The organism is Pseudomonas sp. 1 (assembly GCF_056626735.1).
Window position 1 is genome coordinate 270,885 of record NZ_JBWXMQ010000002.1, and the last position, 25,428, is coordinate 296,312.

Consider the following 25,428-nt stretch of genomic DNA (forward strand, 5'->3'; position numbering starts at 1 on the left):
CGAGGGGGCGACAACCTGTGGCCACAACCTCGGTCTTTTTGCGTAAAATGCCCGCCTTTCGTCACACCTCACGGATTTCGCGTCATGGGCACTCTTACGGTCAACCAGAACAAACTGCAAAAGCGCCTGCGCCGCCTGGCCGGCGAAGCCGTCACCGACTTCAACATGATTGAAGACGGCGACAAGGTCATGGTCTGCCTGTCCGGGGGCAAGGACAGCTACACCATGCTCGACGTGCTGATGCACCTGCAGAAGGTTGCACCGATCAAGTTCGAGATCGTCGCCGTGAACATGGACCAGAAGCAGCCGGGTTTCCCCGAACACGTGCTGCCGGCCTACCTGAAAGAACTGGGCATCGAGTACCACATCGTCGAGAAGGACACCTACTCGGTGGTCAAGGAGCTGATCCCGGAAGGCAAGACCACCTGCTCGCTGTGCTCGCGCCTGCGTCGCGGCACGCTGTACACCTTCGCCGACGAAATCGGCGCGACCAAGATGGCCCTCGGTCATCACCGCGACGATATCGTCGAGACGTTCTTCCTCAACATGTTCTTCAACGGCAGCCTCAAGGCCATGCCGCCGAAGCTGCGCGCCGACGACGGCCGCAACGTGGTAATCCGTCCGCTGGCCTACTGCAACGAGAAAGACATCCAGGCCTACTCGGACTTCAAGCAATTCCCGATCATCCCGTGCAACCTCTGCGGTTCTCAGGAAAACCTGCAACGTCAGGTGGTCAAGGAAATGCTGGTGGACTGGGAGCGCAAGACCCCGGGCCGCACCGAGAGCATTTTCCGCAGCCTGCAGAACGTGATCCCTTCGCAGCTGGCTGACCGCAATCTGTTTGACTTCACCAGCCTGAAGATTGATGAAACCGCCGCTTCGCGATTCGTTAACGTCGTAAACCTGTAAACACCGTCACTGTGGGAGCGAGCTTGCTCGCGAAAGCGTCGTGTCAGCCGGCATCAACACTGGATGACACACCGCAATCGTCGGATCGCCACCCGGAACAAGCTCGCTCCCACATTGGTTTTTCGTTTCATCAAAAGGAGAGGGCATGCGCGACTACAAGTGGCTGCACGAATACTGTCTGAACCGCTTCGGTTCGGCGGCTGAACTGGAAGCCCATCTGCCTGTTCCCAAGACCCCGACGCAACTGCGCAAGATCAGCGACGACCGCTATCTCTCGACCATGGCCCTGCGGGTGTTCCGCGCCGGGCTCAAGCACAGCCTGGTGGACGCCAAATGGCCGGCCTTCGAAGAAGTGTTCTTCAAGTTCGACCCGGAAAAAGTCGTGCTGATGAGCGCCGAACACCTTGAGCGCTTGATGCAGGACGCGCGGATCATCCGCCACCTGGGCAAACTCAAAAGCGTACCGCGCAATGCGCAGTTCATTCTGGACGTCGAGAAAGAGAAGGGCAGTTTCGGTGCGTTGCTCGCCGACTGGCCGGTGACCGACATCGTCGGTTTATGGACGTACCTGAAAAAGCATGGCAGTCAATTGGGCGGCCTGTCGGCGCCACGCTTCTTGCGGATGGTCGGCAAGGATACCTTCGTGCCGAGCTACGACGTGGTGGCGGCGTTGAACGCACAGAAGATCGTCGACAAGGTGCCGAGCAGTCTGCGGGATCTGGCGACGGTGCAGAACGCATTCAACCAGTGGCATGAAGAGAGCGGTGGACGGCCGATGAGCCAGATTTCGATGATGCTGGCGTACACCGTCAATCATTGAGTTCAAAGCGATCGTTCCCACGCTCCGCGTGGGAATGCATAAAGAGACGCTCCGCGTCTCAGGGACGCAGAGCGTCCCGGGCGGCATTCCCACGCAGAGCGTGGGAACGATCTCGGAGATAGCGGTCTGTCAGGCGACGGAAACTTCGCCTTCGCCCGCCAGTTTGCGATTCAACTGATACCGCCACCGCACAAACAGCAACGCCGAGCAGAACACCGCCAGACTGGCGATCATCTCCAGCACGCCGAACAACTGCCGGCTCGGGTCATACGCCGCCAGTGCGCCCTTGATGAAATACAGATTCACCACAAAGCACATCCACGAGTGCCCGCGTGCGCTGCCCATGATCATGCCCGGTGCGAGCACGATCCACGGGATCAGCTCGATCAGCAGAATCACCCACGGCCGCGCGCCGTGCAGGTCGGCGAACACCAGGTAATACGCGGCGAGCAGTCCGGCCAGGGCGAAAAAGCACAGCAGACTGATCACCCGCATTGCTCGCACCCGTGGCTCCAGCCATTCGACGGCCGGCAGGACTTTCGGCTTTCTGGCCATCTCAGTTCCCCAGTTTCTGGGCCGTTTTGGCCAGACGTGCACCGAGGGCGCGGCACAGCGCCACTTCGTGTTGATCGAGACCACTTTTGCCATCGGCCCCGGCGTGATGGCTGGCGCCGTAAGGCGTGCCGCCGCCCTGGGTTTCCAGCAGCGCCGATTCGCTGTAGGGCAGGCCGGTGATCAGCATGCCGTGGTGCAGCAGCGGCAGCATCATCGACAGCAGAGTGGTTTCCTGCCCGCCGTGCAGACTGGCGGTGGACGTGAACACCCCGGCCGGTTTGCCGACCAGTGCGCCGGTCAGCCACAGGTTGCTGGTGCCATCGAGGAAATACTTGAGCGGCGCGGCCATGTTGCCGAAACGGGTCGGGCTGCCGAGGGCCAGGCCGGCACAGTTTTTCAGGTCATCCAGCGTGGCGTACAGCGCGCCTTCATCCGGAATGTCCGGCGACACCGCTTCGCACTCGGTGGAGATCGCCGGCACGGTGCGCAGGCGCGCTTCGAGGCCGGCCTGTTCGACACCACGGGCGATTTGCCGGGCCATCTCGTTGGTCGAGCCGCTGCGGCTGTAATAGAGAACCAGAATGTACGGCGCACTCACGGCAGCAGCTCCAGGATCTGCTCCGGTGGACGGCCGATGACGGCTTTGTCGCCGGCTTCAAGAATCGGTCGCTCCATCAGCTTCGGATGTGCGGCGATCGCGTCGATCAATTGTTTCTCGGTGAGACTGGCATCGGCCAGGTTCAGGGTCTTGTATTCGTCTTCGCCGGTGCGCAGCAGTTGCCGTGCGCTGATTCCCAGCTTGCCGAGCAAGGTCTTGATCTGCGCGGCGTCGAGCGGCGTTTCGAGGTAGCGCACCACGTTCGGCGTCAGGCCACGGGCTTCGAGCAGTTCGAGCGCACCACGGGATTTCGAGCAGCGCGGGCTGTGATAAAGCGTCAGATCGGTCATGGGCGGGTCGCTTCTTGCGTAGAGTGGCGGCTATTCTAACTGTGCAGCGCGCAATCCAGAACCTTGAGAGGCGATGGGTCGCAGGCGCATTCAATTTTGCACAAGGAACACGACATGACACGGGCACTGGCAGCGGCATTGACGATCATCGGGGCGTTGATGCTCGGGGGCTGCGGTAACGACTACGGCATCGACCAGAACGGGCAGAAAGTGGCGTCCGAGCGCCTCGACAAACAATGGGTCGTGCTCAACTACTGGGCCGAATGGTGCGGCCCGTGCCGCACGGAAATCCCGGAACTCAATCACCTGGCCGACGAACTCAAGGGCAAGAAGATCGGCGTGTTCGGGGTCAATTTCGACAACGTGCAGGGTGAAGAGCTGAAGAGCGCCAGCGAAAAACTGGGCATCAAGTTCACCGTACTGGCGCAGGATCCGTCGGAACTGTTCGAACTGCCGCGCAGTGAAGCCTTGCCGGTGACTTACATCATCGACAACAAGGGCAAGGTGCGGGAACAGTTGATGGGCGAGCAGACGGCGGCGGGAGTGATGGCGAAGCTTGAGGCGTTGCAGGCGACCAACTGATTCGCCTTGGCTGATCGTCGCTGATCGTTCCCGCGCTCCGCGGGGGAATGCATCCCGTGACGCTCTGCGTCACAGCGGACGCGGAGCATCCGGGGCGGCGTTACCACGCAGAGCGTGGGAACGATCAAATGCTGCGCGTGGGAATGGTCGAAGGATCAGCCTTCTTCCAGCCACCAGCGCAACGGCTTGCCTTCAGCCGGCCAGAAGCGCATCTGCTCGATCGGCGAAATGTCCCAGCGCTCCACGTGCTCCAGCGCCTGGAGGAAGCGCTGCTCCTGCTCCATCAGCGCCGGTGCGCAGAGTTTGCGGGTCTTGCCGATCTTGCCGAAGCTCAGCTTGTCGCCTTCCAGGGTGTACGGCGCGAACCAATGGTTGCAGCCGCCATTGCCATACGCCCGGCCATCATCGCCGAGGGTCACGGTCAGGTGGCTGTAGTCCATCAGCGGACGCTCGCCGATCCATTCAAGAATGTAGCTGCGGTTCTGTTGCAGTTGCACAGGCTCCGCGGCGCAACCCATCAGGCCGGCGCCGACAGCGGCGGTCAGGGCCAGGTGTTTCATCACGCCGGCTCCTGGCAGTTCGGGCACAGGTGCTTGTCGCCGACGGCTTTCCAGCCCAGTTCCGCGATGCGTGCGGTGGCGGCCGGTTTTTCCGCAGGCTTGCCCAACCTGGCGTCCACGGCGAATTCGAAGCTCAATTCCTTGGCGCAGCTGTCGCAGTTGACCTGCCAGGTGTGGATCGCCAGTTCACCGAACACCGGGCCGGTGGCCATGGCAGTCCATTGGCCTGGCGGATTGATCAGGTGGCGGACGGTGTCGACGGTCAGGCGCATGGACAAGTCCTTGCTGCCTTTGAGGGTCACGACCAGCACGTCGCCGATGCGAATCGAGCCACCATTGCCGGTGACCTGATAACGGCCCGGAACCAGGGCGCGGCATTCGGTGAGGGTGTGTTGCGGGTTCATCAGGGTGTAGCGAAAATCGTGTTCGACCATGGGTCCTCCAAATATGCGCGACATGCTAGCACGGGCTTGATTGCAGAATGATGCGCGCGTGCGACCTTCGATCCGGTTCAAATCGACACCGCAGTCGTGGCAAACTGCCGCCTTCATTTTCAAGGAACGGAACATGGCGCTGATCGAATGTTATGAATGCAAGCGGAGCATCAGCTCCGAAGCCACGGCGTGCATTCATTGCGGGGCTCCGCAGGCAGAGGCGCAGGCTCCTCACGCCGAAAAGGGCAAGTCGACGATTTCCTTTGGCAGCCTGCCGCGCAACAAGGCGGTGCCCGAGGCCTACGTTCCGCCACCGGCCCCCGAGCGGCCGAAGATAATGCCGGCCGCTGCAGGCCGCCGCCGTCGTTCGCAGCCGGTCGAGCCGGAGCTGAACCCGGACGGTTCGCGCCCGGTGGAAGGCTGGTTGAAGATCATGGCGTTCCTGATGCCGCTGGTGTTTGTCTGGTTCCTGCTGCGCAGCGGGCACTCCCTCAAACAACGTTTACTGGGATTCGGCTGGATGGCGCTGTTGATCCTGTGCGTGGCGATTACCCCGACGCCGCCTCCGGTCTGAGTCCGATCGCTCAGCCTTCGACCTGGTTCAGCGGCGTACCCGCCGCCCAGGTCGCGATGTTGTGCAGAGTTGTCGCGGCAATCGCGCCCAGCGCCTCATGGGTCAAAAACGCCTGATGTGCGGTGACGATCACATTGGGGAACGTCAGTAGCCGCGCCAACACGTCGTCCTGTAGCGGCAGGTCGGAACGGTCCTCGAAAAACAGCTGCGCTTCCTCTTCGTACACATCCAGTCCCAGATAACCGAGCTGGCCGTCCTTCAAGGCGTCGATCAGCGCCGGCGTGTCCACCAGACCGCCGCGCCCGGTGTTGATCAACATCGCCCCCGGTTGCATGTGCGCCAGCGAATCGCGGTTGATCAGGTGTTTGCTCTGTTCGTTGAGCGGGCAGTGCAGGCTGATGATCCGCGACTGCGCCAGCAGGTCCGGCAGGCTCAGGTAACGGGCGCCCAACGCTTCGACGTCAGGATTCGGATAAGGATCGTAGGCCAGCAGTTCACAGCCGAAGCCGTGCATGATCTTCGCGAAGGTCGCGCCGATCTGTCCGGTGCCGACGATGCCGACCGTTTTGCCCACCAGATCGAAACCGGTGAGCCCGTGCAGGCTGAAGTCACCTTCACGGGTGCGGTTGTAGGCGCGATGCAGGCGCCGGTTGAGGGCGAGGATCAATGCCACCGCATGCTCGGCTACCGCGTGGGGCGAGTAGGCCGGCACGCGCACGACGGCCAGCCCGAGGCGTTTGGCGACGGCCAGGTCCACATGGTTGTAGCCGGCCGAGCGCAGGGCGATCAGGCGTGTGCCGCCGGCAGCCAAGCGTTCCAGCACCGGCGCACTCAGGTCATCGTTGATGAACGCGCAGACCACCTCGTGATGTTCGGCCAGCGCCGCCGTGTCGACACTGAGCCGCGCCGGCTGAAAGTGCAGTTCGATCCCGGCCGGGCAGTCGGCGGCGAGGAAGCTGTCGCGGTCATAGGTCTGGCTGCTGAAAACGATCGTGCGCATGAAATCCTCCTGGAGCATCGACGCGGGCGCAAATCACCCGCGACAACTTTAGCCGCGTCGGCGTTGACCGGCATTGCCGTGGATCAGGCGCTGATCTTCGCCTGGGCCGCCAGGCGATTGATCGCCCGTTCCAGCTCGTCCAGCGCGGTCGAGGCCTTGGGGTCCTGCTGCTTGAGCAGGGTTTCGCTGCGCTGGCAGGCGGCGCGCAATTGCGGCACGCCGCAGTAACGGGTGGCGCCATGCAGGCGGTGCACCCGTTCAAGCAGGCCGTTCTGATCCTGATTGTCGCGGGCGGTGCGGATGGCTTCGCGGTCGGCCTCGAGTGAGGCCAGCAGCATTGCCAGCATGTCCGCTGCCAGATCGGCCTTGCCGGCAGCCAGACGCAGACCTTCTTCGTGATCGAGAATCGGCAGTTCCTGATTACCCAGCAGACTTTCGCCACCACGGTCCGGCGCCTGATTACGCAATGCCAGGCCGGTCCACTTCAGCACGACCTGCGCCAGTTGCCGCTCGCTGATCGGCTTGGTCAGGTAGTCGTCCATGCCGCTTTGCAGCAGCGCCCGTTTTTCATTGGCCATGGCGTGGGCGGTGAGGGCAACGATCGGCAGCGGCGTGCAGTGCCGCTCGCTTTCCCACTGGCGAATCGTCTCGGTGCTCTGGCGTCCGTCCATGCCGGGCATCTGCACGTCCATCAGCACCAGATCGAAGGTTTCGTTCTGCACCGCCTTGACTGCGGCGTAACCGCTTTCCACGGCCAGCACCTTGGCACCCATGTCTTCGAGCAGTGTTTGCACCAGCAACAGGTTGGCCGGGTTGTCGTCGACGCACAGCACTTTCGGCGCACGGCTCGACAACGGTTCGCCCGGTTCGCTGCGCGGCTGGCGCGGGTTGACCATGTCCGACAACGCCCGGCGCAGTTTGCGGGTGCAGGCCGGTTTCGACTGCAGCTGGCTGTGAGGGTTGGGCACCGAAAGGTGATACAGCGTCAGTTCGGTGGTCGGGCACAACACCAGCACTCGACAACCGAGGTGTTCAAGGTCCCAGATGTGCTGGTTGAGGCGTTCCGGCGGCATGTCGTTGCTGGTAATGCCGAGCACTGCCAGATCGATGGCCTGATCGGTCTGATGGGCACCGGTGACGCCATTGGTCAGGCTTTCCAGCGTATTGAACGGCGTGACGTCGAGGCCGCAATCCTCCAATTGATGCTGCAAGGCCTGACGCGCCAGTTCATGGTTTTCCAGTACCGCCACCCGACGCCCGAGCAATGGCGCGACGGGCAGGTCTTCGGCGTCGTCGCGGGTCTTGGGCAGGTTCAGGCTGATCCAGAACTCCGAGCCTTCGCCCGGCGTGCTGTCGACGCCGATTTCGCCGCCCATTTGCTCGATCAGACGTTTGGAAATCACCAGCCCCAGACCGGTGCCGCCAGGTTGGCGCGACAGGGAGTTGTCGGCCTGGCTGAAGGCCTGAAACAGTGCGCGTACGTCCTGGCTCGACAGACCGATGCCGGTGTCCTGAATACTGATACGCAGTTGCACGCTGTCGTCGTTTTCTTCTTCAAGCATGGCACGGGCGACGATGGTGCCTTCGCGGGTGAACTTGATCGCGTTGCTCACAAGGTTGGTCAGGATCTGCTTGAGGCGCAGCGGATCGCCGACCAGCGACAACGGCGTGTCGCGGTACACCAGACTCACCAGTTCCAGCTGCTTGGCGTGGGCCGCAGGGGCGAGGATGGTCAGGGTGTCCTGCAACAGGTCGCGCAGGTTGAACGGGATATGGTCGAGCACCAGTTTGCCGGCCTCGATCTTCGAGAAATCGAGGATCTCGTTGATGATCCCCAGCAGGCTGTCGGCGGACTTTTCGATGGTGCCCAGATAGTCGAGCTGGCGCGGAGTCAGCTCGCTTTTCTGCAACAGGTGGGTGAAACCGAGAATGCCGTTGAGCGGCGTGCGGATCTCGTGGCTCATGTTGGCGAGGAATTCGGATTTGATCCGGCTCGCTTCCAGTGCTTCCTTGCGGGCCAGGTCCAGCTCGATGTTCTGGATCTCGATGGTTTCCAGGTTCTGGCGTACGTCTTCGGTGGCCTGATCGACGCTGTGCTGCAATTCTTCGCGAGCGTTTTGCAAGGTGCCGGCCATGCGGTTGATGCCGGACGCCAGTTCATCCAGTTCCTGACTGCCCAGCGGCGGCAGGCGGGTTTCCAGGTGACCGTCCTTGAGCTGCGCGACGGCCTGTTTGATCTGGCTCAGCGGGCGGTTGATCGTGCGGCCCATGCGCAAAGCCAGTAACGCGGCGCCGGCCAGACCCGCGCCGATCAGCAGCAGGCTGGCGAACAGGCTTCGATAGCCGCGCAGTAACATGCCGTTGTGCGACAGCTCCAGTTCGACCCAGCCGAGCAGTCGGTCGGACTCTTCCGGGATCAGCTCGCCGGCGAGGTTGCGGTGTTTGCCGAAGACCGGCAGCAGATAGCGGGTGGCGTCGTTGCCGCTGCGTCGCAGCAAGTGCGCGCTGTCGCCGCTCGGCGCCTGGTTGAGCATGGTCGGGCCGGCGTGGGCGAGGGGAGAGCGGTCGGGCGCGAGGAAGGTCACGGCGCGCACGTCCGGTTGTTCGAGGGACTGGGTGGCGATGCGCTCGAGCAGTTCGGCATCGCCGTGGCCCATGGCCGGTGCCACCAGCGGCGCCAGTTGCTCGGCGATCATTTCGCCGCGCTGCATCAGTTGGGTCTGCAGGTCGGACTGCTGCGTCCAGGTGAAATACCCGCCCAGCACCAGTGCCATCAGGCTGGTCGGCAACAGGGTCAGCAACAATACGCGACCTTTGATTCCCAGTTTCTTGAGCACGCCTTTCTCCTGCATCCCGCTGATCGTTGACTCACACGTGCGTCCGGCACGCGGTATCGGCGCAGTGTAGCGATTTGCTTGCGGGCAATCTTGGGAAAAATGATGTCGCCGTCCTTCGCTCAAGCAGTGGTCATCTGTCCGACAGGTCAAGCTTGGGTTGCCGGGCGCCGGGCAATCTTGAATAATCGCCCAACTGAGAATTATTTGCAGATAGTCATGACTCCTGTCTCTATTGGCCAGCCCCGCATTCTTTCCATCGAAGACGATCCCGTTCTCGGTGCCTATGTCCATGAGCATCTGGGCCGCAGTGGCTTTCAGGTCACCTGGTGCCAGAACGGCAGCGAAGGCCTGAGCATCGCCCGGCGTCAGCCGTTCGATGTGGTGTTGATGGATATTCTGTTGCCGGGGCTCGACGGATTGAATGTCCTGACCCAACTGCGCCAGAGCCATTCCACCCCGGTGCTGCTGATGTCAGCCCTCGGTGCCGAAGCCGACCGCATCAGCGGATTCCGCCTCGGTGCCGACGACTATCTGCCCAAACCCTTCAGCATGGCCGAGCTGCATGTGCGGATCGAAGCGATCCTGCGCCGGGTCGCCCTCGACCGTCGCCCGGCGGCCATCGCTCCGGTGGTGCCGGTCGGCGGGCTGCGTTTCGACGATGAACAGTGCGAGGTGTTCTATTTCGATCAGCCCGCCGGACTGACCCGCAGCGAATACCGCCTGCTGGAAACCCTCGACCGCAACGACGAGGAAGTGCTGAGCAAGGCCTTCCTTTACCAGCACGTTCTTCAGCGCGGTTACGCAGCCCACGACCGCAGCCTCGACATGCACATCAGCCAGATCCGCCGCAAACTCAAATCGGTCGGTTACACCGAGCGGGAAGTGCGTACGGTGTGGGGCAAGGGTTACGTCCTGAGTGCCGTCGATGAAAGTGTCTGACCTGCCGGGCCGGCACTCGCTGTTCTGGAAACTCGCCTGCCTGCTGGTGGCGTTCTGTCTGCTGATGATCTGGCTGAGCTGGTCCTGGGGCTGGTACATGGAGCAGCGCAATCAGTTCCTCTCCGACGACGCCCGTCGCACCCTGAGCGGTTATGCCGCCGAGGCCGAGCGCGCGTGGCAGCAGGGCGAGCGCGATGGCATCGATAGCTGGCTGCAAGGCATGCAGCTGCGCGAAGCCGGTTGGGTCGGCGTGATCGGCAGCAATCTGCAGTCGCTGGGCAGCCAGCCGTTGAGCGCTCAAGAACTTCAGCGCCTGACCTTCCTGCGAGGCCTTGACTGGCCGATTCATAAAAAGGGCCGACCGTGGCTGCGGGTTCCGTTCCCCATGGATCCGACTGCTGGCAGTCTGGTGATCGAGTTGCCCGAGCGATTCCTGCCGGGGAAATACCGGGTGTTCTGGCGGGTCATCACCAACGGTGTGATTCCCGGCCTCTTTACGCTGCTGCTGTGCGTCGGTCTGTATCGTCTGCTGGTGGTGCCGCTGAACAATCTGCGCGAGCAGGCCAAGGCGTGGCGCGCCGATCAACTGAATGTGCGGCTGTCGAGCGGTATCACCCAGCGCCCCGATGAACTCGGTGAACTGGCCCGCGCCTTCGACTCGATGTCCGAACGCCTGCAATCCACCGTGGCCCTGCAACAGCAACTGCTGCGCGACCTGTCCCACGAACTGCGTACCCCCCTGAGCCGGTTGCGCGTCGCCAGTGAAAGCGAGCAGCAGTTGCAACCGTTGCGCGAGCGCATCGGTCGCGAAGTCGACGTGATGCAGCGTCTGGTGGAGGACACCCTGCAATTGGCCTGGCTCGACACCGAGCGCGCGCCGCTGCCGGACGAAGCGATCCAGATTCAGGCGCTGTGGGAAATGCTCACGGAAAATGCCTGCTACGAAAGCTGCTGGCCAGTGGGGCAGTTGCAGTGCGGCGTTGACGCTTGCTGCTGGGTGCGCGGCAATCTCAACAGCCTGGCCCAGGCTCTTGAAAACATTCTGCGCAATGCGATTCGCCATTCGCCACCCGGCGGCATCGTGCGGCTCGACGGCCGGCGGGATGGCGATTACTGGCACCTGTGGCTGGAGGACGAGGGCGGCGGCGTGGCCGAAGCTGATCTTGAGCGAATCTTCTCGCCGTTCATCCGACTCGACGGCTCGCGGCCGGGGGACGACGGGTTTGGTCTGGGACTGAGCATCGCGAGGAACGCGGTGCAACGCCAGGGCGGAACCCTGTGGGCCGAGAACGGCCCATCGGGATTACGCTTGAATCTGCGGCTGATGGCGGATGACAGTGCTGTCAGTCCCGACATCGTTGCTGGCAAGCCAGCTCCCACCATGGACATGGCCCGCCCGCCGATTGTGTGAGCGGCACAGGAAAGTCTCACCACTGGCGAGACTTTTAATGCTTATTCCAAGAAACCATAAGCACCACACTTTGCGTGATATGGCACGCGCAGGTTTGCCGGTATGATAGGCGCCCCCGCTGTCCGGATTGCGAAAAACGCCATGACCTTGCAGTACCCAACCATCGCCGATTGCGTCGGCAACACGCCGCTGGTGCGTTTACAGCGCCTGCCCGGTGTCACCAGCAACACCCTTTTGCTCAAGCTCGAAGGGAACAACCCGGCGGGTTCGGTAAAGGATCGTCCGGCATTGTCGATGATCACCCGTGCCGAGTTGCGCGGGCAGATCCATGAAGGCGATACGCTGATCGAAGCGACCTCGGGCAACACCGGGATCGCCCTGGCGATGGCCGCTGCGATCAAGGGTTACAAGATGATCCTGATCATGCCGGACAACTCCAGCGCCGAGCGTAAAGCGGCGATGACCGCTTACGGCGCAGAGCTGATTCTGGTCAGCCAGGAAGAGGGCATGGAAGGCGCTCGTGATCTCGCCCAGCGGATGGAAGCCGAAGGCCGTGGCAAGGTGCTGGATCAGTTCGCCAACGGCGACAATCCTGAAGCGCACTACACCACCACCGGCCCGGAAATCTGGCGTCAGACCCAGGGCTCCATCACCCATTTCGTCAGCTCCATGGGCACCACCGGCACCATCATGGGCGTGTCGCGCTACCTCAAGGAGCAGAACGACAACGTACAGATCGTCGGCCTGCAACCAATGGAAGGCTCGGCCATTCCCGGCATCCGCCGCTGGCCGCAGGAATACCTGCCGAAGATCTATCAGGCCGAGCGCGTCGACCGTATCGTCGACATGGCGCAAAGCGAAGCCGAGGACGTCACCCGTCGTCTGGCCCGCGAAGAAGGCATTTTCTGTGGCGTGTCCTCGGGCGGTGCGGTAGCAGCGATGTTGCGCCTGTCCAGGGAAGTTGAAAACGCGGTGATCGTCGCGATCATCTGCGACCGTGGCGACCGTTACCTGTCGACCGGCATTTTCGACGCGCCCAACTGATGGCCAGGCATGAGAGAGGCCTGCGCTTTCAGCCCACCGGCGGCAGCAAGGCCCCGCAAATCCCGACCGGCAAAAAGCAGCGCCTGAGCATCGAGCGCCTGGCCAATGACGGTCGCGGCATCGCGTTTTTCGAAGGCAAAACCTGGTTCGTCCTCGGCGCCCTCGCCGGTGAAGAGGTCGAAGCGCGGGTGCTCGGCGCCCACGGCAAAGTGGTCGAGGCGCGCACCGAACGCGTGTTCAGTGCCAGTGAATTGCGTCGTCCTGCACCTTGCCAGCACGCCGGACGCTGCGGCGGTTGCAGCGTCCAGCATCTGCCCCATAACGAACAGCTTGCCCTCAAACAGCGCATGCTCGCCGAGCAGTTGTCGCGAGTCGCCGGTGCCGAACCGGAGGAGTGGGCGGCGCCGTTGACCGGTCCCGAATTCGGCTACCGTCGCCGTGCCCGGATCGCCGTGCGCTGGGACAGCAAGGCCAAAAAGCTTGAAGTCGGTTTCCGTGCCGCCGGCAGCCAGGACATTGTCGCGATCAGCGAATGCCCGGTACTGGTACAGCCCTTGCAGCCGATCATGACCCGCTTGCCGGAGATGCTTCGTCGCCTGAGCAAACCTCAGGCGCTGGGGCATGTCGAATTGTTCAGTGGCTCGTCACTGGCCGTTCTGCTGCGTCACATGGCGCCGCTGTCCGACGCCGACCTGACGATCCTCAAGGATTTCTGCGCATTCCACGAAGCGCAACTCTGGCTGCATGGCGAAGGCGAACCGCAGCCGGTGGATGAGGCCCAGTCGCTCGGCTATCGCCTGGAGCAATGGGACCTGCAACTGGCCTACCGGCCGGGGGATTTCATTCAGGTCAATGCCGGTGTCAACGAGAGCATGGTCGCCCAAGCGCTGGACTGGTTGAAACCGACAGGCGATGAGCGCGTGCTCGATCTGTTTTGCGGTTTGGGCAATTTCGCTTTGCCGCTGGCGAAAGCCGCGTGTGAAGTGGTGGCGGTCGAAGGCGTGCAGACGATGGTCGATCGCGCGGCGGCAAATGCCGCTAGCAACAATTTGCATAACACAAAGTTTTTTCAGGCCGATTTATCCCAGCCTTTGACCGATGCTCAGTGGATCGGAAACGGCTTTTCTGCGGTACTCTTGGACCCACCGCGCGACGGTGCTTTCGAGGTGGTGCGCAAGCTGGCGACCCTGGGCGCCAAACGACTGGTGTACGTGTCGTGCAACCCTGCAACTCTGGCGCGCGATACGATCGAATTGATCAAGCAGGGCTACCGGTTAAAACGTGCCGGGATTCTCGATATGTTTCCTCAGACGGCGCATGTCGAGGCCATGGCGTTATTTGAAGCGAGCCAGGATGGCTCGTCTGATCCGACTGGTCGTCCGTAGCGCTCGTATTGGCCCCGCGAGCGCGAACGGGCATTGAAGGTCAGTGATTTGACGCATTGAATCTGCGTCGTAGGGAAGGTAAAGCAAGATGGTACAGGTGAGAGCACACCAGCCGATCAACACTGACGGCAGTATCAATCTCGAGGCTTGGCTCGATCATGCGGTCAGTGTCGATCTGGCACTGGATCGCGAAGCCTTGAAAGAGGCCTGCGAGTACGCTCGCCAGGCCGAGCAACAGTCCAATGCGGCGAAGAATCTCTGGGCCGAAGGCAGCGGCAGTTTCAGCACGGGCCTTGAGATCGCGGAAATTCTCGCCGACCTCAAGCTTGATCAGGATTCGCTGGTCGCGGCGGTGCTTTACCGTGGCGTGCGCGAAGGCCAGATCGAGCTGTCGGCGGTCAGCCAGCGCTTCGGCCCGGTGGTCGCCAAGCTGATCGACGGCGTGCAGCGCATGGCCGCAATCAGCGCCAGTCTCAGCCCGCGCCAGTCGATGGTGATGGGCACCCAGGGTCAGGTGGAAAACCTGCGCAAGATGCTGGTGGCGATGGTCGACGACGTGCGCGTCGCGCTGATCAAGCTCGCCGAACGTACCTGCGCGATCCGCGCGGTGAAAACCGCCGACGACGAAAAACGTAACCGGGTCGCCCGGGAAGTGTTCGATATCTATGCGCCGCTCGCGCATCGACTCGGCATCGGTCATATCAAATGGGAACTGGAGGACTTGTCCTTCCGTTATCTGGAACCCGATCAATACAAACAGATCGCCAAGCTGCTGCACGAGCGGCGGCTGGATCGTGAGCGTTTCATCTCTGACGTGATGACCCAGCTCAAGGACGAATTGCAGGCCACCGGCGTCGAAGCCGACATCAGCGGCCGGGCGAAACACATCTATTCGATCTGGCGCAAAATGCAGCGCAAGGGTCTGGAATTCAGCCAGATCTACGACGTGCGTGCGGTCCGCGTGCTGGTGCCGGAAATGCGCGACTGCTACACCGCGCTCGGCATCGTCCACACCCTGTGGCGGCACATCCCGAAAGAGTTCGACGACTACATCGCCAACCCGAAAGAAAACGGCTACCGCTCGCTGCACACGGCGGTGATCGGCCCGGAAGGCAAGGTGCTGGAAGTCCAGATCCGGACCCATTCGATGCACGAAGAGGCCGAACTCGGCGTCTGCGCGCACTGGCGCTACAAGGGCACCGACGTCAAGTCCGGCTCGAACCATTACGAAGAGAAAATCTCCTGGCTGCGTCAGGTCCTCGAGTGGCACGAAGAGCTGGGCGACATCGGTGGTCTGGCCGAACAGTTGCGGGTCGATATCGAGCCGGATCGGGTCTACATCTTCACCCCCGACGGTCACGCCATCGACCTGCCGAAAGGCGCGACGCCGCTGGACTTCGCCTACCGCGTGCACACCGAAATCGGTCACAACTGCCGTGGCGCGAAGATCAACGGGCGCATCGTGCCGCTCAACTACAGCCTGCAGACCGGCGAGCAGGTCGAGATCATCACCAGCAAGCACGGTACGCCGAGCCGCGACTGGCTGAACCCGAACCTCGGTTACGTCACCACGTCCCGGGCGCGGGCGAAGATCGTTCACTGGTTCAAGCTGCAGGCTCGCGATCAGAACGTCGCGGCGGGCAAGACCCTGCTCGAGCGCGAGCTCAATCGCCTTGGCCTGCCGGCGGTGGATTTCGACAAGCTGGCCGACAAGGCCAACATGAAAACCGCCGAAGACATGTTCGCCGCCCTCGGGGCCGGCGACCTGCGTCTGGCGCAACTGGTCAATCTGGCACAGCAACTGGTCGAGCCGGAACGCGGCAACGAACAGCTGGAACTGATTCCACGCAAGGCCACCGGCTACAAACCGGGCAAGCGCGGCGACATTCAGATCCAGGGTGTCGGCAACCTGATGACCCAGATGGCCGGCTGCTGCCAGCCGTTGCCGGGCGATGCGATCGTCGGCTACATCACCCAGGGCCGTGGCGTGAGCATTCACCGTCAGGACTGCGCCTCGGTGCTGCAACTGGCCGGGCGCGAGCCGGAGCGGATCATCCAGGTCAGCTGGGGGCCGGTGCCGGTGCTCACCTATCCGGTGGACATCGTCATCCGCGCCTACGACCGTTCCGGTCTGCTGCGTGACGTTTCGCAGGTGCTGCTCAACGAGCGGATCAACGTGCTGGCGGTCAACACCCGCTCGAACAAGGAGGACAACACCGCGCTGATGTCCCTGACCATCGAGATTCCGGGTCTGGACGCGCTGGGACGGCTGCTGGGGCGGATTTCCCAGTTGCCGAACATCATCGAAACGCGGCGTAACCGGACTCCATGAAACCGATCTACAGCCTTGAAGACCTGTTGCACCTGATGAACCGGCTGCGGGATCCGCAGTACGGTTGCCCGTGGGACATCAAGCAGACTTACGCGACCATCGTCCCGCATACCCTTGAAGAGGCCTACGAAGTCGCTGACGCCATCGAGCGCGGCGACTTCGACCACTTGCAGGGCGAGTTGGGCGATCTGCTGTTTCAGGTGGTGTATTACAGCCAGCTGGCGCGGGAAGAGGGGCGGTTCGAATTCGCCGGCGTGGTCGACAGCATCACCCGCAAGTTGATTCGTCGTCACCCGCACGTATTCCCCACCGGTGACCTGTATGCGCCTCTGGATGTGCCACGTCTGAGCGAAGAGCAGGTCAAGCAGCGCTGGGAGGAGATCAAGGCCGAAGAGCGCGCCGAGAAATCCGCCGAGCCGCAGCAGCTGTCACTGCTCGACGATGTGCCGGCCGCGTTGCCGGCGTTGTCCCGCTCGGCCAAGTTGCAAAAGCGCGCAGGGCAGGTCGGTTTCGACTGGCCGGATGCGTTGCCGGTGCTGGACAAGGTCCGTGAAGAGCTTGATGAAGTGCTCGAAGCCATGTCCGAAAATGACCCGCATGCGGTGGCCGACGAGATCGGCGACCTGCTGTTTTCCGTGGTCAATCTGGCCCGGCATCTGAAGGTCGATCCGGAAACCGCATTGCGTGGCGCCAACGCCAAGTTCGAGCGACGTTTCCGTTTTATCGAACAGGCATTGCGCGACACCCACCGACCCATGGAAGATTGCACCCTCGAAGAGTTGGACGCCCTGTGGGGCGAAGCCAAACGTCAGGAAAAGAATTTGCCCAGCTGCGGCTGAGCCGTTGCCCAAGTGAGTAAGCATCAATGAGCCTTTCCCTTCGCGACCAGTTGCTCAAGGCAGGACTGGTCAACCAAAAGCAGGCCAAGCAGGTCAGCAAGGAAAAACAGAAGCAACAGCGCCTGGCCCACAAAGGTCAGATCGAGCTGGACGATTCCCAGCAGCGCGCAGCCCAGGAAGCCATGGCCGAGAAGGTCAAGCGCGACCAGGAGCTGAACCGTCAGCAGCAGGAGAAGGCTGAAGCCAAGGCCCGTGCGGCGCAGGTCAAGCAGTTGATCGAAGTCTCACGTCTGCCGAAGCTGACCACTGAGGACTACTACAACTTCGTCGACGACAAGAAGGTCAAGCGCATCTCCGTCAACACGCTGATGCGCAACAAGCTCAGCAGCGGTTCGCTGGCGATCGTGCACCATGCCGGCGGCTACGAAGTGATTCCTCGTGAGGCGGCCCTGAAGATTCAGGAGCGCGATCCACAGCGCATCGTGCAGCTCAACGAGAAGGTCGAAGAGGTCAATACCGAGGACGATCCGTACGCGGCTTATGTGATCCCGGATGATCTGATGTGGTAAGCGGGTTTCACCGGGCTGCGAAGCACCCTTGAAGCACCCAACAACGACAAACCCCGCTCATCGCGGGGTTTGTCGTTTTCAATGCTGTGGTTTTGATTTAGGCGGATTTCAGATCCCGCTGGCGTTCTTGCAGTTCCAGTTCGGCCTTGTAGTTGTGGGCGTCGATCTCGTTGTGGAACATGCCGACCAGCAAGTCTTGTTGGTGCACATCCCAGATCCGTACGCCGGCAGCTACGCCTTCATGGGACATGTGTGAATCGTCGCGTTCAGTTACTTTTACAGTCATCTGCTAGCTCCAATCTCTGTTATCTGCAACAAGGCGTGTGCAGGGCTCTTTTATAGAATTTGTTAGCCTGCTAAGTAAACGCCTGATTTGTGCAATCTATTCTTGCGAAATCTGCAACAGCGCTGGAGCCCGCATAAACCGCGACATTCAGTCGCAGGGCGGTAAGTTGCATGACAAACGTTTCATCTTGGCGCCGCTGAAAATGCCTTTCTCCAGCCGAAAAAAAACGCCCCGAACCAGTCGGGGCGTTTTCGTGTGCGGCTCAGCGAGAGGGAATTACTTGCCTTCCCAGCGCTTCAGCACGAGGGTGGCGTTGGTGCCACCGAAGCCGAAGCTGTTGCTCATCACGGTGTTGATGGTGGCGTTCTCGCGGGTCTTGGTCAGCACCGGCAGATCGGCCACTTCAGGGTCCAGTTCGTCGATGTTGGCGGAACCGGCGATGAAGTTGCCTTCCATCATCAGCATGCAGTAGATCGCTTCGTGAACGCCGGCGGCGCCCAGGGAGTGACCCGACAGGCTCTTGGTGGAGCTGATGGCCGGGGCCTTGTCGCCGAACACTTCACGCACACCTTTCATTTCCGCGATGTCGCCGACCGGAGTCGAAGTACCGTGGGTGTTCAGGTAGTCGATCGGGGTGTCGACGGTGGACAACGCCTGCTGCATGCAGCGGATGGCGCCTTCGCCGCTCGGAGCCACCATGTCGTAGCCGTCGGACGTCGCGCCGTAGCCAACGATTTCCGCGTAGATCTTCGCGCCACGGGCCAGAGCGTGTTCCAGCTCTTCAACCACGACCATGCCGCCACCGCCGGCGATGACGAAACCGTCACGGTCGGCGTCGTAGGCGCGGGAGGCTTTTTCCGGAGTGTCGTTACGCTTGCTGGACAGAGCGCCCATTGCGTCGAACAGGAACGACTGGCTCCAGTGCTCTTCTTCACCGCCACCGGCGAACACGATGTCCTGCTTGCCCATCTGGATCTGTTCCATGGCGGTACCGATGCAGTGAGCACTGGTGGCGCAGGCAGAGGCGATGGAGTAGTTCAGGCCCTTGATCTTGAATGGCGTGGCCAGGCAAGCCGAAACGGTGCTGCTCATGGTCCGCGTTACACGGTATGGGCCGACGCGCTTGACGCCTTTCTCGCGCAGGATGTCCAGCGCTTCCATCTGGTTCAGGGTCGACGCGCCGCCGGAACCTGCGATCAGGCCGGTACGCGGGTTGGACACCTGCTCTTCGGTCAGACCGGAGTCGGCGATGGCGTCTTTCATGGCCAGATAGGCGTAAGCCGCTGCGTGGCCGACGAAGCGATAGATCTTGCGATCGATCAGCTCTTCAAGGTTGAGGTCGATGGAGCCGGAAACCTGGCTACGCAGACCCATTTCGGCGTATTCCGGGTTGAACCGGATGCCAGGGCGGCTTGCACGCAGGTTAGCGGAGACGGTCTCTTTGTCATTGCCCAGGCAAGAAACGATGCCCAGACCAGTGATAACGACGCGGCGCATGCGAATAACCCTTAGAAGTTGTCAGTGGAGGTGAACACGCCGACGCGAAGGCCTTCGGCGGTGTAGATTTCGCGACCGTCGACAGTCACCGAACCGTCGGCAATGGCCAGGTTCAGCTTGCCCTTGAGGACGCGCTTGATATGAATGTTGTAAGTAACTTTCTTGGCGGTCGGCAGGACCTGGCCGAAGAATTTCACTTCGCCCGAACCCAGCGCACGGCCACGGCCCGGCAGGCCTTGCCAGCCCAGGAAGAAACCGACCAGTTGCCACATGGCGTCCAGACCCAGGCAGCCCGGCATCACCGGATCGCCTTCGAAGTGGCACGCGAAGAACCACAGGTCAGGGTGGATATCCAGCTCGGCGACCAATTCACCTTTGCCGTACTTGCCGCCTTCTTCGCTGATCAGGGTGATGCGATCCACCATCAGCATGTTCGGGGCGGGCAGTTGCGCGTTACCTGGGCCGAACAGCTCACCGCGACTGCAGCGCAGCAGGTCTTCCCGAGTAAAGGCGTTTTGTTTGGTCATGCGAGCTCCTCAATAATCCCATGCGGCAGGTGGGGCAAATCTTCCCGGCCGATCGATGCGTTCATGCCTCGTACCGGCAGCCTACTCATAGACTATTGCGTTGTAGTGAAAGTCACAGCACCAAGGACATGAATGTACACTTGTGCACTGAAATTTTTATTCAAGCCCCTTTTGAGGCTCGTCAGGGTGCCTAAGACTGCCGCACTTTCGCTTTTCACGCCAGTCGCAGATGCTCGAAAGGGCCCAGTCACTGCACCCAGCGCTGCAGAATCTGCTGCAGATCATTGCGTTTGAATGGCTTGGCCAGGTAATCGTTCATGCCCGCCGACAGGCAGTTTTCCCGATCGCCCTGCAACGCATTGGCGGTGAGGGCGATGATGGGCACATGGCCGCAGCCGGGCAGGCGGCGGATCTGTCGGGTCGCCTCGTAACCGTCGATGAGCGGCAAACGGCAATCCATCAGGATCGCCTCGAAACGGCTGTCGCCGGCACTGCGCACCGCCTGCACGCCGTCGGTGGCGACGCTGACGGTAAAGCCCAGGCTGCGCAACATCGCTTCGATCACCGTCTGGTTGACCGGGTTGTCCTCGACCAGCAGCACATTGCGCCCTTCGCCGTGACCGTCGCCGTTCAGCGTGCGCGGTGCCGCCAGCGCAGGGAGTGCCTGCTTATATAAAGCCAGAGGAATTTCCAGGGTGAATACCGATCCGCGACCTTCTTCACTCTGGGCGCGCAAGGTGCCGCCCATCCGCTCGGCGAGAGTGCGGGCAATCGGCAGGCCCAGGCCGGTGCCGCCATAACGACGGGAAATCGAACTGTCGGCCTGCTGGAACGCGTTGAACATCAGTTCCAGGCTCTGCGGCGAAATGCCGATGCCGCTGTCACGCACCGCGCAGGTGAACCACAGCAATTCGTGATCCAGCGACTGCCACTGCGCCTCGATGCTGACGCGCCCCTGTTCGGTGAACTTCAAGGCATTGCCGACCAGGTTGACCAGAATCTGCCGGATTCGTGTCGGATCGCCTTGTACCTGCAAGTCGCGCATGTCTTCGGGGATTCGCAGTTCCAGGGCCAGCCCGCGTTGCGCGGCGCTGTGCTGGAACGACTGGGCGCAGGCGCCGATCAGGTCGGCGAGGTTGAACGGAATGTGCTCCAGTTCCAGTTCCGAACGCTCGATGCGCGAGAAATCCAGAATGTCGTTGATCACCTTGAGCAAATGCTCGGTGGACTCGGAAGCCAGCGCCGCGTACTCGACCTGTTCCTCGGTCATTTCGGTGGTTTCGAGCAATTGCAGCATGCCCAGCACGCCGTTCATCGGGGTGCGCAGTTCATGGCTCATCATCGCCAGGAAATCCGATTTGGCGTTGTTGGCCTTTTCCGCCTCCTCGCGGGTCTGGATCAGTTGCGCCATCGCCTGATGCTGCTCGCGGCTGGCCTGTTCCAGCGCCTGGGCCAGATTGTTGATGTGTTGCGAAAGGGCGCCCAGCTCGGTGTCATCGACAATCGGCAGCGGGGTTTTGTAGTCGCCGTCCTGAATTGCCTTGACCGCATTGCCGATATCACGGATCGGCTGCGACAGGCTTCCGGCCAGTCGCCGCGCCAGAACAAACGTGAACAGCAGGGCGAACAACGCCAGAATTCCGGCCTTGAGCAAAATTTCCTGTTGGCGCTGACTGAAGGCGTCGTTGGACAGACCGACGATCACCCGGCCCAGATAATCCTCGCTGGCCACGCCGGGGCTGCTTTTGCCGTCCTGAAAGAAATCGTTGTGCAGGGCGATGCGTTGCAGCCGCACCGGCGCCTGGAACACTTCGACCTGATGCGGGCGGTTGTGCGCATCCGCCGGCTGTTCGACGTAGGCCAGAATCCGGTTGGCGCTGTCCTGCACTTCCAGAAATCGCACATTCGGCGTGGCCAGCGTGGCCTTGAGCAGGCTTTCCAGCACCTCGTTGTTGCCGGAAATCACCCCGTATTCGGTGGCGGGTGCGAGTTGGTTGGCGATCAGTTGGCCGGTGTGGTTCAGCTCCTGACGCAAATCCTGAATGCGCACGAAGGTGAAAAAGCTGATCAGCAGCAAGGTCAGCAACAGCGCAGGGCCCAGGCTGATCAACTGGGTGCGGGTGTTGATGTCCCAACGGCGGAAAATCATGGGCGGCGCTCTCCTTCGGCCAGCTCTGCGGCGACAGACGCTTCATTGATCGGTTCTATCCCTAGGGAACGAGCCACCTGCGCATTACTTGAGACTTTAAAACGCTCGGGGTAGAGCGTGCGCGGCCAGGTGGCCGGTGGCCGGTCCAGCAACTCGTCGAGGACTGCCAGCCAGTCGTTCTGATCGCTGTAGGTACTGGCCAGGCTGCCGGCACGGACGAAAGCGACATTCGGCCCGACCAGCGCCAGTTGCCGAGAGTAACTGCTGAGCAACAGGTTCTTCGCGGTTTTCGGGTTGTACAGGTCAGGGTCGTCAAGGCCCAGCAACACGTCGCTGTTTTTCAGCACAGTCTGCAAGGGGCGGCTGTCGTGGGTGTTGTCCCAGCGCTGCGGGACGATTTGCAGATTCAGCGGCTGGGCCGCCGATTGCAGCTCCTTGAGCAGGAACTCGCTGTGCTGATCGAACAGCACGCCGACGCGCCCGGCCTGGGGCAGAATCCGGCGGATCAGTTGCAACTGACGACTCAGCGGCGGATCGGCCCACAGCAGGCTCAAGTGGGGTGGCTGCATGTCGCCGAAGCGTTGCCGGGCCTGCAGGCGGCTGATGCGCAAAACCAGAGTCGCCGGGCCCTGGCTTTCCTGCATGCGCCAATCGAGGCTCGGCAAATCGAGCAGAATCAGGCGCAGGCTCGACGGCAACTTGCCCGGCGCCGGCAGGCTCGCCAGTGGCTGGAAATGCACGCGGTCGGTGGGGCGCAGTTCGCTCAGGGCCTGGACGAACGATTGCACGCCGGGGCTTTCCTCGGCGCCGGTCAGCAGAATATCGGCCGCCTGCACCGCCACGCCATGCAGCCACGCTGTCAGGAACAGACAAAGCCCGGCCAGCCATTGGCCGAGCGTTGGCATCTTCCGTGACATGGCGTAACGCATCTAGAACTCCAGCTCGGCGCTGAAATACACCACCCGGCGTTCGTCGTAATTGTTATCGACGAAGGTGGTCGGCTCATGGTCCAGGCGTTGTTGCAGCACACCGGCCAGTTGCAGTTGGGCCTTGCCCAAGGCGATGCGTTTGGCGATGCGCGTGTCGACCCGCTCGAAACGGTAACCGTTGAGCGCGTTGTCAGCATAGTAGAAGAGGGCGCTGTTCCAGCCCTGGCCCCAATCGCGCAGCCAGCCCGCCGAGCCGCTGTTGCGCGCGGTGAATTGCTGATCCAGCGGATTGCTCGCCTCGGCGTCGACGAAGGCATACGTCAGGCGCAAGCGGTCGGCCGCACTCAGGCGCCAGTCCATTTGCGTTTCGGTGCCGCGAAAGCGCGAATCGTTGGCGTTGCTGGCGATGTACTGATTGTTGCGCAGCGGCTCGCTGATCATCCCGGTGATTTCGTCGTAGAACAGCTTCACGTCCAGCGCCAGCCCCCACTCCGGGAAATAGCCGTTGTAGCCCAGTTCCCGCGAGCGCATGTGTTCCTGGTCCAGATCACCGGGGCCCCGGGTCTTGACGAAGTAGCGGGCCGAAGACTGGCCATAGGCGGCGGGCCGCAGGTTGGTCACCTGATAACTCCAGTTGACGTTGTTCTCGAACATGTCCGGCGAGCGGATGGCTTCCGAATACACCGCGCGCAGGCTGTGTCGCGGGTTGAACAGGTAGTTGACCGCAAATCGGGGCGTCAGCGAGCTGCCGATCAATTGCGTGTCTTCGAACATGGCGCCGCCCTGCAACAGCCAGTGTTCGCTGGCGCGCCATTCCAGTTGGCCGAAGGCGCGCCAAGTGGTGTCGTCGAGCGTGCCGTTGAAATAGGTCTCGGAATCGGCCCGGTCGTAACGATAGTTCAGGCCGCTGACCAGACGCAGGCTGTCGGACAGGCTGAGGGTGTCCTGCAATTCCAGGTCGTAACGCGATTCCCGGGCACTCTGGTCGATGTCGCCGCACAGGGTCTGGCGCGCGCCGTTGCGCCACTGGTCCAGCACCTGATTGGCCAGGGCCATTTCCTGCGGTGTGCCGGCGGGTGCGCCGGGGCCGGTGAACAGCGTCATGTTGCGCGCCAGGCGTTCGGTGTAGTTCGGGTTGAGTTGCCACAGCTCCGTCAATTGCGGGCTGAACGACACTTCGGCGTCACAGGCACGCCAGGTCTGCTGACGGTCCCAGTGTTGCGCAGAACCTTGCACGTAAAGGCTGTGATCGGGATTGAGGTCGAGATTCCAGCGCACCGAGCCGGCGTAGTCCTTGGCAACCACGTCGGAATTGTTCCCGGCAGCGGTAATCCCGGAGAACACCGGTCGGTAGGTATAAGGCCGCTGATTGGTCCCGTCCTTGGCATTGACCTGCCAGTCCAGGCTCTGGTTGTCGCTCAGGGTCTGGCTGACCGCGAGGCTTAAGCGGTTCAAGCGGCGGTTGTCGCGGTAATCGGCGCCGGTGCGATCGCTGTCAAAACCGTCGTCTTCCAGACCGGACAGCGACAGACGCAGATCGCCGCCATTCCAGCCGGTGCTCTGGCTGGCATAGAAGTCGTTGATGCCGCGCTGGCCGCGTGTCAGCTTCAGCCGCGTGCCGTGGCTGTCCGCCGGGTTGCGGGTGATGATGTTGACCACCGCCATCAGCGCATTGGCGCCGTAGCTGACGGTGTTCGGGCCGCGAAAGACTTCGATCCGCTCGATGTCTTCCATGGCCACCGGGATGTCGCTCCAGTCCACGGTCGCGAGTCCGGCGCGGTACACCGAGCGGCCGTCGATCAGCACCTGCATGCGGCGGGCTTCAGTGGCGTTGGTTCCGTGATAATTCACCACGGCCTGATTGCCGCTGATGCTGCCGACCATCATCCCCGGCACCAGGCGCAGCAGTTCGCTGATGTCCCGGGCGCCGCTGGCGCTGATCAGTTCGCTGTCGAGCACCGTCATGCTGCCCGGGACTTCCGCCGGCGACTGCTTCAGGCGGGTGGCGGTCAGGATCTGTGGCAAGGCCTCACTGTCGACAAACAGGTCATCCGCCAACAGCACCGGGCTGAACAGCAGCGCCAGCAGCAGAGACGAACGCGGTGAAGGGGGGCCAGAAAACACGACGCAGCCTTGATAGCAGAGAATTGGCGCGCATGTTAACCGAGGGCGACGACTTTTCCAGTCACGTTGCAGGCATTTTCCTCGGTTTTATTGGTCTTCTTCCTATAAGTGCGGGTAATTGACGCCGGGGCTGTCCGAGAGGGGGACGCTCCGTATAATGCCGGCATCGCCACTGGTA

Annotated in this window: 24 protein-coding genes; 11 read left to right on the top strand and 13 right to left on the bottom strand. The window is 61.9% G+C overall.

Annotated features, from left to right (window positions below):
* The first annotated feature begins 84 nt into the window (after nt 1–84).
* Both ttcA and AC1MDC_RS04365 read left to right on the top strand, forming a co-directional pair.
* A complete protein-coding gene (gene ttcA / locus AC1MDC_RS04360) occupies nt 85–909 on the top strand; it encodes a tRNA 2-thiocytidine(32) synthetase TtcA (protein WP_064598661.1) in 825 nt (274 codons plus the stop codon).
* A gap of 145 nt (nt 910–1,054) precedes the next feature.
* A complete protein-coding gene (locus tag AC1MDC_RS04365) occupies nt 1,055–1,729 on the top strand; it encodes a DNA-3-methyladenine glycosylase I (protein ID WP_085697051.1) in 675 nt (224 codons plus the stop codon).
* A gap of 129 nt (nt 1,730–1,858) precedes the next feature.
* Here the strand turns inward: AC1MDC_RS04365 and AC1MDC_RS04370 are convergent, their stop codons facing one another.
* Genes AC1MDC_RS04370 through arsC form a run of 3 tightly spaced genes read right to left on the bottom strand, consistent with a single transcriptional unit; the run spans nt 1,859 to nt 3,232 of the window.
* On the bottom strand, nt 1,859–2,284 hold the full coding sequence (locus AC1MDC_RS04370) for a DUF2069 domain-containing protein (protein WP_085704805.1): 426 nt from the start codon (nt 2,282–2,284) through the stop codon (nt 1,859–1,861).
* Between the two features lies 1 nt (nt 2,285).
* Nucleotides 2,286–2,882 carry an NAD(P)H:quinone oxidoreductase gene (wrbA, locus tag AC1MDC_RS04375; protein WP_085683574.1) on the bottom strand — a complete coding sequence of 199 codons (597 nt, stop codon included), beginning with the start codon at nt 2,880–2,882 and terminating at the stop codon, nt 2,286–2,288.
* Nucleotides 2,879–3,232 (bottom strand): arsenate reductase (glutaredoxin), encoded by a 354-nt coding sequence (arsC, locus tag AC1MDC_RS04380; RefSeq protein ID WP_480392559.1) that lies wholly within the window; start codon nt 3,230–3,232, stop codon nt 2,879–2,881. The genes wrbA and arsC overlap by 4 nt, the downstream gene beginning before the upstream one ends.
* A 114-nt stretch (nt 3,233–3,346) precedes the next feature.
* On the opposite strand from arsC, the gene AC1MDC_RS04385 reads away from it, so the two are divergent.
* Nucleotides 3,347–3,814 (top strand): TlpA disulfide reductase family protein, encoded by a 468-nt coding sequence (locus AC1MDC_RS04385; RefSeq protein ID WP_007957768.1) that lies wholly within the window; start codon nt 3,347–3,349, stop codon nt 3,812–3,814.
* 155 nt (nt 3,815–3,969) lie between these two features.
* On the opposite strand, the gene AC1MDC_RS04390 is transcribed toward AC1MDC_RS04385, so the two are convergent.
* Together AC1MDC_RS04390 and AC1MDC_RS04395 are read right to left on the bottom strand one after the other, a co-directional pair.
* Nucleotides 3,970–4,374, bottom strand: coding sequence for an META domain-containing protein (locus tag AC1MDC_RS04390; RefSeq protein WP_007957769.1), 405 nt, complete (start codon nt 4,372–4,374; stop codon nt 3,970–3,972).
* Entirely contained in the window at nt 4,374–4,808 is a 435-nt protein-coding gene (locus tag AC1MDC_RS04395) for a hypothetical protein (protein WP_480392560.1), read from the bottom strand. Before AC1MDC_RS04395 ends, AC1MDC_RS04390 begins: the two co-directional genes overlap by 1 nt.
* Before the next feature lie 133 nt (nt 4,809–4,941).
* Between AC1MDC_RS04395 and AC1MDC_RS04400 the strand changes: the two genes are divergently transcribed.
* Nucleotides 4,942–5,382, top strand: a complete 441-nt coding sequence (locus AC1MDC_RS04400; RefSeq protein ID WP_085697047.1) for a hypothetical protein — start codon at nt 4,942–4,944, stop codon at nt 5,380–5,382.
* Nucleotides 5,383–5,392: 10 nt separating this feature from the next.
* Here the strand turns inward: AC1MDC_RS04400 and AC1MDC_RS04405 are convergent, their stop codons facing one another.
* Together AC1MDC_RS04405 and AC1MDC_RS04410 are read right to left on the bottom strand one after the other, a co-directional pair.
* Complete coding sequence (locus AC1MDC_RS04405; RefSeq protein ID WP_085704795.1) at nt 5,393–6,382, bottom strand: 2-hydroxyacid dehydrogenase; 990 nt, start codon at nt 6,380–6,382, stop codon at nt 5,393–5,395.
* A gap of 83 nt (nt 6,383–6,465) precedes the next feature.
* Nucleotides 6,466–9,219 carry a response regulator gene (locus AC1MDC_RS04410; RefSeq protein WP_227233242.1) on the bottom strand — a complete coding sequence of 918 codons (2,754 nt, stop codon included), beginning with the start codon at nt 9,217–9,219 and terminating at the stop codon, nt 6,466–6,468.
* 216 nt (nt 9,220–9,435) lie between these two features.
* Here AC1MDC_RS04410 and AC1MDC_RS04415 point away from each other — a divergent pair, with 216 nt between their 5' ends.
* The 7 genes from AC1MDC_RS04415 to AC1MDC_RS04445 all read left to right on the top strand — a co-directional run bounded on the left by AC1MDC_RS04415 (nt 9,436) and on the right by AC1MDC_RS04445 (nt 17,738).
* Entirely contained in the window at nt 9,436–10,158 is a 723-nt protein-coding gene (locus tag AC1MDC_RS04415; protein ID WP_480392561.1) for a response regulator transcription factor, read from the top strand.
* A complete protein-coding gene (locus tag AC1MDC_RS04420; protein ID WP_480392562.1) occupies nt 10,145–11,569 on the top strand; it encodes a HAMP domain-containing sensor histidine kinase in 1,425 nt (474 codons plus the stop codon). Before AC1MDC_RS04415 ends, AC1MDC_RS04420 begins: the two co-directional genes overlap by 14 nt.
* A 141-nt stretch (nt 11,570–11,710) precedes the next feature.
* Nucleotides 11,711–12,613 (top strand): cysteine synthase CysM, encoded by a 903-nt coding sequence (gene cysM, locus AC1MDC_RS04425; protein WP_085704789.1) that lies wholly within the window; start codon nt 11,711–11,713, stop codon nt 12,611–12,613.
* Entirely contained in the window at nt 12,613–13,998 is a 1,386-nt protein-coding gene (rlmD, locus tag AC1MDC_RS04430) for a 23S rRNA (uracil(1939)-C(5))-methyltransferase RlmD (protein WP_480392563.1), read from the top strand. The genes cysM and rlmD overlap by 1 nt, the downstream gene beginning before the upstream one ends.
* 88 nt (nt 13,999–14,086) lie before the next feature.
* Nucleotides 14,087–16,330: a GTP diphosphokinase gene (gene relA / locus AC1MDC_RS04435; protein WP_085697041.1), complete on the top strand. Its 2,244-nt coding sequence runs from the start codon at nt 14,087–14,089 to the stop codon at nt 16,328–16,330.
* A gap of 5 nt (nt 16,331–16,335) precedes the next feature.
* Complete coding sequence (mazG, locus tag AC1MDC_RS04440; protein ID WP_085697231.1) at nt 16,336–17,169, top strand: nucleoside triphosphate pyrophosphohydrolase; 834 nt, start codon at nt 16,336–16,338, stop codon at nt 17,167–17,169.
* 26 nt (nt 17,170–17,195) lie between these two features.
* Nucleotides 17,196–17,738, top strand: coding sequence for a DUF2058 domain-containing protein (locus AC1MDC_RS04445; protein WP_480392564.1), 543 nt, complete (start codon nt 17,196–17,198; stop codon nt 17,736–17,738).
* Between the two features lie 97 nt (nt 17,739–17,835).
* Here AC1MDC_RS04445 and AC1MDC_RS04450 read toward each other — a convergent pair whose 3' ends face one another.
* The 6 genes from AC1MDC_RS04450 to AC1MDC_RS04475 all read right to left on the bottom strand — a co-directional run bounded on the left by AC1MDC_RS04450 (nt 17,836) and on the right by AC1MDC_RS04475 (nt 25,250).
* Entirely contained in the window at nt 17,836–18,024 is a 189-nt protein-coding gene (locus AC1MDC_RS04450; RefSeq protein ID WP_007957795.1) for a hypothetical protein, read from the bottom strand.
* 276 nt (nt 18,025–18,300) lie between these two features.
* Nucleotides 18,301–19,521 carry a beta-ketoacyl-ACP synthase I gene (fabB, locus tag AC1MDC_RS04455; protein ID WP_085697039.1) on the bottom strand — a complete coding sequence of 407 codons (1,221 nt, stop codon included), beginning with the start codon at nt 19,519–19,521 and terminating at the stop codon, nt 18,301–18,303.
* 11 nt (nt 19,522–19,532) lie between these two features.
* Nucleotides 19,533–20,048, bottom strand: a complete 516-nt coding sequence (fabA, locus tag AC1MDC_RS04460; protein ID WP_085697038.1) for a 3-hydroxyacyl-[acyl-carrier-protein] dehydratase FabA — start codon at nt 20,046–20,048, stop codon at nt 19,533–19,535.
* A gap of 247 nt (nt 20,049–20,295) precedes the next feature.
* Complete coding sequence (locus AC1MDC_RS04465) at nt 20,296–22,197, bottom strand: ATP-binding protein (RefSeq protein WP_480392565.1); 1,902 nt, start codon at nt 22,195–22,197, stop codon at nt 20,296–20,298.
* Nucleotides 22,194–23,126 (bottom strand): ABC transporter substrate-binding protein, encoded by a 933-nt coding sequence (locus AC1MDC_RS04470; RefSeq protein ID WP_266202208.1) that lies wholly within the window; start codon nt 23,124–23,126, stop codon nt 22,194–22,196. Before AC1MDC_RS04470 ends, AC1MDC_RS04465 begins: the two co-directional genes overlap by 4 nt.
* Complete coding sequence (locus tag AC1MDC_RS04475; protein ID WP_480392566.1) at nt 23,127–25,250, bottom strand: TonB-dependent receptor plug domain-containing protein; 2,124 nt, start codon at nt 25,248–25,250, stop codon at nt 23,127–23,129.
* Nucleotides 25,251–25,428 lie beyond the last annotated feature (178 nt).